Annotated in this window: 8 protein-coding genes; 1 reads left to right on the top strand and 7 read right to left on the bottom strand. The window is 70.3% G+C overall.

Annotation, left to right across the window (positions count from 1 at the left end):
* On the top strand, positions 1 to 727 hold a 727-nt coding region (locus AB7U92_RS16770), incomplete at its 5' end, for an alpha/beta fold hydrolase (protein WP_428579301.1).
* A gap of 12 nt (positions 728 to 739) precedes the next feature.
* On the opposite strand, the gene AB7U92_RS16765 is transcribed toward AB7U92_RS16770, so the two are convergent.
* The 7 genes from AB7U92_RS16765 to zapD form a co-directional block, all read right to left on the bottom strand.
* Positions 740 to 2,992 carry a patatin-like phospholipase family protein gene (locus AB7U92_RS16765; protein WP_428579298.1) on the bottom strand — a complete coding sequence of 751 codons (2,253 nt, stop codon included), beginning with the start codon at positions 2,990 to 2,992 and terminating at the stop codon, positions 740 to 742.
* 29 nt (positions 2,993 to 3,021) lie between these two features.
* A complete protein-coding gene (locus tag AB7U92_RS16760; protein ID WP_428579295.1) occupies positions 3,022 to 4,974 on the bottom strand; it encodes a DUF1631 family protein in 1,953 nt (650 codons plus the stop codon).
* A 102-nt stretch (positions 4,975 to 5,076) separates the two neighbouring features.
* Positions 5,077 to 6,723: a chaperonin GroEL gene (groL, locus tag AB7U92_RS16755; RefSeq protein ID WP_428579292.1), complete on the bottom strand. Its 1,647-nt coding sequence runs from the start codon at positions 6,721 to 6,723 to the stop codon at positions 5,077 to 5,079.
* A 36-nt stretch (positions 6,724 to 6,759) separates the two neighbouring features.
* Positions 6,760 to 7,050 carry a co-chaperone GroES gene (gene groES, locus AB7U92_RS16750; RefSeq protein WP_428579289.1) on the bottom strand — a complete coding sequence of 97 codons (291 nt, stop codon included), beginning with the start codon at positions 7,048 to 7,050 and terminating at the stop codon, positions 6,760 to 6,762.
* Positions 7,051 to 7,245: 195 nt separating this feature from the next.
* The gene (locus tag AB7U92_RS16745; protein ID WP_428579286.1) at positions 7,246 to 7,674 is read right to left on the bottom strand and encodes a hypothetical protein; all 429 of its coding nucleotides are present in this window, start codon (positions 7,672 to 7,674) and stop codon (positions 7,246 to 7,248) included.
* Positions 7,675 to 7,790: 116 nt separating this feature from the next.
* A complete protein-coding gene (locus tag AB7U92_RS16740; RefSeq protein ID WP_428579283.1) occupies positions 7,791 to 8,003 on the bottom strand; it encodes a DNA gyrase inhibitor YacG in 213 nt (70 codons plus the stop codon).
* A partial coding sequence (gene zapD / locus AB7U92_RS16735) for a cell division protein ZapD (RefSeq protein ID WP_428579280.1) occupies positions 8,000 to 8,330 on the bottom strand: 331 nt, incomplete at its 5' end. The genes zapD and AB7U92_RS16740, both read right to left, overlap by 4 nt.

The raw sequence follows: 8,330 nt of genomic DNA, 5'->3' as shown, positions 1-8,330 counted from the left end.
CCTGCGCGGCTTCGAGCGTTCGTCGTCGCCCGCAGAGGTCGAGGCCTATCGGGCCAGGCACCTGGTGGCCGACATGCGCGCACTGGTCGCGTCGCAAGGCGGCCGCGCGGCCGCCGTGGTGGCGCACGACTGGGGCGGTGCGGTGGCCTGGGCGCTGGCCGCGGCGCACCCGGAGTGCCTCGAGCGGCTGGTCATCGTCAACTCGCCGCACCCGGCGACCTTCCTGCGCGAACTGCGCGACAACCCGGCACAGCAAGCGGACAGCGCCTACATGAACTTCCTGTGCCGCCCGGACGCGGAGGCGCTGCTCGCCGCCGACGACTTCGCCCGCCTGTGGCCCTTCTTCGAGCGCATGGGCGCCACCGATCCCAGGCATCCCGGCGGCGGCTGGCTGACCGAGCAGGTGCGCGAGCAGTACCGCGAGGTGTGGCGCCGGGGCCTGACCGGCGGCTGCAACTACTACCGCGCCTCGCCGCTGCGCCCGCCCGTCGGCCCCGACGACGCGATCCACACGCTGCAGCTGCCGCCCGCGCTGGTGAACGTTCGCGTCCCCACGCACGTGGTCTGGGCCGAGGACGACATCGCCTTGCCGCCGGCGCTGCTCGATGGGCTCGAAGCCTTCGTGCCGCAGTTGAGCGTCAGTCGTGTGCCGGGTGCAACGCACTGGGTGGTGCACGAGCAGCCGGCGCGCGTAGCGCAGGAGATCGAGGTCGCGCTGGCGCGCTGAGCGCTGCGCCCGTCAGGGCCGGCCGACGAACAGGTACAGCCCGGCCGAGCCGCGCGGCGCGTAGGTCAGTCCGAAATAGACCGGGCCCAGCCCGGTGTCGGCCCCGAGGAAGCCGCTCATCCCCGTGCGCAGGCCGCTGCCGCTGACCTCGCCCCAGCGCGCCCAGGCGTTGCCCGCCTCCAGCGTGGCGCCAACGAAGAAGCCGCGCGTGAACACCGGCACCTGCTCGGACCGGTGGTACCAGGTCAGGCGGCCGAATACCACGCTGTTGCCGTCGAGCTGCTCGCGGCGATAGCCGGAGAGCTGGTGGAAGCCGCCAAGCGTGAAGCGGCCGACTGCCGCGGCGCTGCCCTGCGGCGTCTGCTGCACGCGGGCGAACAGGTTCAGCGTGTGACGGCCCCAGCTGCGTACCGCCGTGCCTTCCACTTCGATGCGGGTGAAGTCCTCGCGCAGGCCGGTGCGCGCACGGCGGCCGCCGGCCAGCTCGGCGTCGAAGCGGTAGCCGCGCTGCGGGAAGTTGGCGTAGTCCAGCTGGTCGATCACCACGCCGACGTGCAGGCCGGTCTCGCGCACGGTCACCGGCGGCTCGAAGGCGCCACTCGCGGCGACGAAGTCGGGCCGCGTGCGCTCGATCAGCTGCACCAGACCGAGACGCAGCTCACCCAGCTCGGCCCAGGGCTGCCCGAGGTCGAGGCCGAAGCGCACGCTCTTGCGGTCGTACAGGTCCGTCACCGTGCCGCTGTCGTCGTCGTAGCGCGTGATGTCGCGCCGCTGCGCATCGGCCGAGGCGGAGACGAACCAGTCGTTGCTGAGCCCCAAGGTCCAGTTCAGCGGATGGTAGATCTCCGTGTACCAGCGCGGCACCTCGCCGATCTGCAGGCGGTTGCGCCACTCGCTGCCGTTGGCGTCGAGCCAGTGGCGGTTGTGGCTGATCTTCAGGTTGAAGGCGCTGGCGCCGCGGAAGTCGGTCGCCAGGTCCAGGCCGATGCGGAAATAGTGCGGCCCCCAGGGTTTGTCTTCCAGGTCGAATACCAGCCCGTCGCCCTCGGGGGTGGACACGAGCAGGTAGTCGGCGCGCATGTAGTCGCCGCTGGCGGCGAGGCGCCGTGCATCCCGCTCGGCCTTGGCCTCGTCGAAGGGCTGGCCCGGCCGCGACTCGAGCTGCGCCGCGAAGCGCTGCGGGTTGGTGAGCTCGGTGCCCTCGAAGCGCACGAACGACACGGTGGCGTCCGGCTTGCCCGGCTGCGGGCGGGCGTTGCGCCACTGCGCATAGGCCGCCTCGTCGACGCCCAGCCCGGCCAGTCGCGCGGCCAGCGGCTCGGCGCCCTTCTGTCCCAGATCGATCAGCTCGCGCGTGCGTGCGAAGTCCGACGAGGTCAGCGCGCCGAGGTCGGGGGCGATCAGCACGTCGCGGGTCGACAGCGAGGCCAGGCTGCGCTGCACGTTCTGCTCGGTGAGGATGTTGATCATCTGAGCCGTCAGGCCGCCCACCGAACCGAGCGTCTCGCGCCCGGCGATCGGCGTGCCGATGTTGACGACGATCAGCACCTGCGCGCCCATCGCGCGCGCCACGTCGACCGGCACGTTGTCGACCAGGCCGCCGTCGCCGAGGATGCGGCCGTCGACCTCGGTCGGCGCGAACACGCCGGGCACGCTCATGCTCGAGCGCAGCGCCAGCGCGAGGTCGCCCTGCGAGAGCACCACCGGCCGGCCGGTTTCCATGTCGGTGGCCAGCGCGCGGAAGGCGATCGGCAGGGCGTCGAAGTGGCGCACGTCGCGCACCGGCAGCGTGTAGCGGCGCAGCAGCGTCTCCAGGCCCCGACCCGACAGCGCGCCCAGCGGCGCGCGCAGCTCGCCGTCGCGCATGCCGATCTCGATCACCGGCGAGATGTCGAAGTCTTCCTCCTTGCGCCGCTGCGACAGCAGCTGGCGGTCGACGCGGCTGGCGAAGAGGGCGTTCCAGTCGACCTTGAGCAACTCGGCCTCGAGCTGCGCCGCGCTCATGCCGCTGGCGTACAGGCCACCGATGATCGCGCCCATCGAGGTGCCGGCGATCACGTCGATCGGCACGCGCTCGCGCTCCAGCACCTTGAGCACGCCGACGTGCGCGAGTCCTCGTGCGCCGCCACCCGACAGCACCAGGCCGATGCGGGGGCGCTGGACGGTCTCGGTCGCGGTGGGGGATGCGACGGCGGCGGTCTGGGCGACGGCGGGAAGCCATGTGGAAGCCGCCAGCGCAGCCGCCGCGAGAAGCGCTCGGATCATGGCCCGCGATGGTATCGGGCCGCCGTGTCTCACGCGGGCAGGGGCAGCTCGTTGGCCATCGTGTCGATGGCGCGTTGCACCAGGGGCCTGTCTTCGAGCGGCTGCACGAGGCCGGCGGCGTCGAGGCGTTCCAGTGCGCGGCGGGTGATGGAGTGCGTCTGGCCAGAGTGCTCGCCGGCGAACATCAGGTACTGGCCCTTGGCGCTGCGCCACAGCAGCTGCACGCGCGTCCAGCGGCCGCGCAGGAACAGCCGCAGCCGTTCGCCCGCCTGCAGCGCATCGATGTGGCGCGCTGCCTCTTCCGGCGTGCCGAGGTCGGTGGCCAGGAAGTCGGCCGGCACCGTTTCCATCGAGGCGAGGTCGATCACCGAGTCGCTGAACGGCCGCGGCGCGGGCGCCTCGGGCACGACTTCCTCGCGCATGCGCTGCACGATCTGCTCCGGCGTCAGCGGCGCGGCTGCCGCGCGCGGGCCCGGCCTCAGTGCCTCGGCATGGATCGGCATCAGCCCGTCGAGCACGGTCTGCTGCTCGTCCTGGGGCATCTGGATCAGCGCCATGCCGGCGCGCAGCCGCCGCAGCAGGTCGGGCAGCAGCGACAACAGGCGCTGCCGGCTCTGCGGGTGATCTGGCGGCTGCAGGCTCCACAGCAGGTCGTCCACCGCCTTCATGTAGCCGGGCGTCGGCTCGGCCTGCTCACCGAAGCGGACCATGGATTCGGCCAGCACCTTGGCCCAGGCGGTGGTGACGAAGCGGCGGATCGCTGCGGGCGTTCTCACGCTGGCCATCTGGTCGGCCAGGCGCTGGGACAGCAGGATCTCGAGCGCATCGCGTCGCTCGGCCCGCTGCAGCCCGGCGACGCTGGCGGCAGCCTCGCGCAGCTGCCACTGCATCTGCTCGGCGAGGAAGCCATCGACGCGGGTCAGCGCACGGCGAAACGGCGCGGCGTCGCCAACCTGGGCGCGCGAGATCTCCTCGGCGATGGCTTCGCAGAAGGCGATCAGGCTGGCGAGCCGCTTGTCGCCTGGCGATGGGTAGGAGAGCCCGGCACTGGCGATGCGGTTCATCAGTTTCCAGACCGGGTGATCGACCGAGTCGAGCATCGAGTCGTCCTGCAGCGCGACCCGCAGCGCGGCCACCTGCAGCCGGGCGAGCACGGCGCGCACCGCACCGGGCAGACGGGTGTCGGCCTGGATGACCGCGAACAGCCGCGAGAGCAGTTCCGTGACTCGGCCGTCACCGCCGCCGGGCGCAGGCGCGGCGGATGCTCCGGCGGCGCCCTCGGCGGCCGGCATGCCGGGCAGCAGGGCACGCAGAGCGCCCGCGCGGGCCGCCTCGCGGGCGCTCCCGCTGCGGCCGCTGACCGCGCCCGGAGCGAGCAGAACGGTGCGGTAGATGCTCGGCTGCACCCCCTGGGCTTCGAGACGCGAGCTGGCCGCAGCCCAGGCCGTCTTGAGCAGGCCGGCCAGCACGCCGGCCGACGTTCGCACCAGGGCAGCGCGCGACGCCGGTGTCGGGCTCACGGCGCCGGCCGCCTCCCACAGTGCGGAGGCATAGACGATCGGCCGCAGCGGATTGGAGTCTTCGCTGACGTGGTCGAGCCCGCACAGCGTCGACGTGAAGGTCTGCAGCTCGCGCCGCTCCCACTCGGCCGTGCTGTCGATCATCTGCATGGCGCGCGAGATCTCGATGTCGGCTTCCACGCGGGCCTCGTCCATCAACTCGAGGCCGGCGAACGAAGGGGTGGCCTCGCCCGCCGCGTTGCCGCGTGAGCCGAGTTCGCTGCGCACCGCTTCGGACAGCGCGTCGACGAAGCGCCGCAGGAACTGCGGCTCCTGGCGGACCAGGGCATCGACCAGATCCCGCTGATGTTCACGCTCGGCGCGCAGCAGCGTCAGCGTGCCCGCGATGCAGCGCTCGGCCATCGAAGCCGAGCGGGCGAGCTCTTCCTCGACGAATTTCAGCAGCGGTGCGGGGTGCGACATATGCGCGGGCGTGCTGGTCTGCGCGGATTATGGAACCGCACCCAACAAAAAAGGGCTGTCCGAAGACAGCCCTTTCGCGAGCAGAGGATGCTCAGGCGGACATCACATGTCCATGCCCATGCCGCCCATGCCGCCCATGCCGCCGGGCATGCCGCCGGCCGCCGACTCTTCCTTCGGCGCCTCGGCGACCATGCACTCGGTCGTCAGCATCAGGCTCGCCACGGAAGCAGCGTTCTGCAGCGCGGTGCGGGTCACCTTGGTCGGGTCGAGGATGCCCATCTCGAGCATGTCGCCGTAGGTGTCGTTGGCAGCGTTGTAGCCGAAGTTGCCCTTGCCCTCGAGCACCTTGTTGATCACCACGCTCGGCTCGCCGCCGGCGTTGGCGACGATCTCGCGCAGCGGCTGCTCGATGGCGCGCATCACGATCTTGATGCCGGCGTCCTGGTCGTGGTTGTCGCCCTTGAGCGCACCCACGGCAGCGCGGGCGCGCAGCAGCGCGACACCGCCGCCGGCCACGATGCCTTCCTCGACGGCGGCACGGGTCGCGTGCAGCGCATCTTCCACGCGGGCCTTCTTCTCCTTCATCTCGACCTCGGTGGCGGCACCGACCTTGATGACGGCCACGCCGCCGGCCAGCTTGGCCACGCGCTCCTGGAGCTTCTCGCGGTCGTAGTCGCTGGTGGCTTCCTCGATCTGGATGCGGACCTGCTTGACGCGGGCCTCGATGTCGGCAGCCGAGCCGGCGCCGTCGATGATCGTGGTGTTCTCCTTGCCCACCTCGACGCGCTTGGCCTGGCCCAGGTCGGCCAGCGTGACCTTCTCGAGCGTCAGGCCGACTTCCTCGGCGATCACCTTGCCGCCGGTCAGGATGGCGATGTCTTCCAGCATGGCCTTGCGACGGTCACCGAAGCCCGGCGCCTTGACGGCCACGACCTTCAGGATGCCGCGGATGGTGTTGACCACCAGGGTCGCCAGGGCCTCGCCCTCGACTTCCTCGGCGATGATCAGCAGCGGGCGGCCAGCCTTGGCCACCTGCTCCAGCGTGGGCAGCAGGTCGCGGATGTTGCTGATCTTCTTGTCGAACAGCAGCACGAACGGGTTGTCGAGGATCGCGCTCTGCTTGTCGGGGTTGTTGATGAAGTACGGCGACAGGTAGCCGCGGTCGAACTGCATGCCCTCGACGACGTCGAGTTCGTTGTTCAGGCTCTTGCCGTCCTCGACGGTGATGACGCCTTCCTTGCCGACCTTGTCCATCGCGTCGGCGATGATCTTGCCGATCGACTCGTCGCTGTTGGCCGAGATCGAACCAACCTGCGAGATCTCCTTGCTGGTGGTCGTCGGCTTGCTGGCCTTCTTCAGTTCCTCGACCAGGGCGGTCACGGCCTTGTCGATGCCGCGCTTGAGGTCCATCGGGTTCATGCCGGCGGCGACGAACTTCATGCCCTCGCGCACGATCGACTGGGCCAGCACGGTGGCGGTGGTGGTGCCGTCACCGGCGTTGTCGCTGGTCTTGGAAGCGACTTCCTTGACCATCTGGGCGCCCATGTTCTGGAGCTTGTCCTTGAGCTCGATCTCCTTGGCGACCGAGACACCGTCCTTGGTGACAGTAGGGGCGCCGAACGAGCGCTCGAGCACCACGTTGCGGCCCTTGGGGCCCAGCGTGACCTTGACCGCGTTGGCCAGGATGTTCACGCCTTCGACCATGCGGTGGCGCGCGTCAGCGCCGAAGACAACGTCTTTTGCTGCCATGTTCTGAATCTCCGATTCGAGTTCTGGGGGGATGGATTACTTCTCGACGACGGCGAAGAGGTCTTCCTCGCGCATCACCAGGAGCTCGTTGCCGTCGACCTTGACGGTCTGGCCGCTGTACTTGCCGAACAGCACACGATCGCCCACCTTGATGTTCAGGGCCACGAAGTCGCCCTTGTCGTTGCGCTTGCCCGGGCCCACGGCCATGACCTCGCCCTGGTCGGGCTTCTCGGCGGCGTTGTCGGGAATGACGATGCCCGAGGCGGTCTTGGTTTCCTGTTCCAGGCGCTTGACGATCACGCGATCGTGCAACGGACGAAGTTTCATAGCATCTCCTTGATGACTCGGAACTGAATCTTGACGGGGGATGAGCAACAAGTATGCGCTCATTCACTTCGCCGGCTCGGGGCGTGTGTGGCCCGTTGCTGCGGCGTTAGCACTCATGCCTGATGAGTGCTAGCAAACGCATTATAGGGTTCGGACCTGCGCTTTCAAGGACCACCCGCGCTGCGCCCCGGTGAATCAGGGCCGGCCCGTGCAGGCGTAGGCGGAGATGGCGTAGGTCAAGACCACCGGTGCACCGGTCAGCCCGCGCTGCGGCGCCGGGCAGTGGCTGGCCGAGCCCCTGTACAGCGTGCCGCGCTGCCGACTGCCGCACCACGCCTTGGCGGCGGCGGCCACCTGGGCCAAGGGCACACGGCCGGTGACGTGCCAGAAGACGATGCCGTCCGGCGCATACGACAGCACGGCCACCGGCGGGTGATCGGCGCCGGTCGGATCGACGAAGTGGCGGGCGAGGTCGAGCGACTGCAGCGTCGCATCGATCTTCATCAGGCCCTGTGCGGGCCTGGCCGCCACAGCCACCACCGCGGCGAGCCGGCCGCTGCGGGCCCCCGGGTCGCACTCCCGCCACTGGGCCGTGGAGCGCGGGCCGTAGCTGGTGTCGTTCAACCCGGAGTAGGGAGTTCCGCCCGCCGGCGTGGGGGTCGGCGCGAAGACCGAAGCCGCGGCGCACCCCCCGAGCAGAATCACGGCGGCAAGCGCTGATGCAACGTGCAGCCGGCGCATCAGTGACGCGGCGGCGATTCGCCGCGGCCGCCCTCGTCCGTGCCGGGCGTCGCAGGGTCGGCCACGCGGTAGCTCTCGCTGGCCCAGGCGCCGAAGTCGTGGTTCTTGCAGCGTTCGCAGCAGAACGGCCGCCACGGATTGGCCTCGCTGTACGGGCTGGCACCGCCGCAGGCCGGGCAGCGCACGATGCGTGGCGGGGTCGGCACGGTCATGCGCACAGGGTCAGTTCGAAGCTGGCGTCGTCGGTGCTGGGCTTGAGCCGGCCTTCACCATCCTGGCGCATCAGCCGGATCGAGACCAACAGCCGGTGGCCGCTGATCTCGGGCACCAGGTCGTGCTCCTGCGGCAGCCGCAGGCGCAGCAGTTGGAACACACGCCCCTGCGGCAGGCTCTGCTGGAACTGGCCGGCGGGCGCGACGACCTTGTGGGGCACGCCGGCATCGCGCAGCAGGCCGAGCAGCACCGAGAGCGCCTCGGCCAGCGGCATCAGCGTGCCGGCCCACTGCAGCAGGTCGGCGCGCCGTCGTGCCGGCACGTGC

The sequence above is a fragment of the Piscinibacter sp. genome, assembly GCF_050175855.1.
In the GTDB taxonomy this organism is placed as follows: domain Bacteria; phylum Pseudomonadota; class Gammaproteobacteria; order Burkholderiales; family Burkholderiaceae_C; genus Piscinibacter.
This window is presented reverse-complemented; position numbering and strand designations above follow the sequence as displayed.

Coding starts and splice junctions, on each gene's coding strand:
- AB7U92_RS16765 (WP_428579298.1), bottom strand. CDS start 2,992: ATGATCCGAGCGCTTCTCGCGGCGGCTGCGCTGGCGGCTTCCACATGG.
- AB7U92_RS16760 (WP_428579295.1), bottom strand. CDS start 4,974: ATGTCGCACCCCGCACCGCTGCTGAAATTCGTCGAGGAAGAGCTCGCC.
- groL (WP_428579292.1), bottom strand. CDS start 6,723: ATGGCAGCAAAAGACGTTGTCTTCGGCGCTGACGCGCGCCACCGCATG.
- groES (WP_428579289.1), bottom strand. CDS start 7,050: ATGAAACTTCGTCCGTTGCACGATCGCGTGATCGTCAAGCGCCTGGAA.
- AB7U92_RS16740 (WP_428579283.1), bottom strand. CDS start 8,003: ATGACCGTGCCGACCCCGCCACGCATCGTGCGCTGCCCGGCCTGCGGC.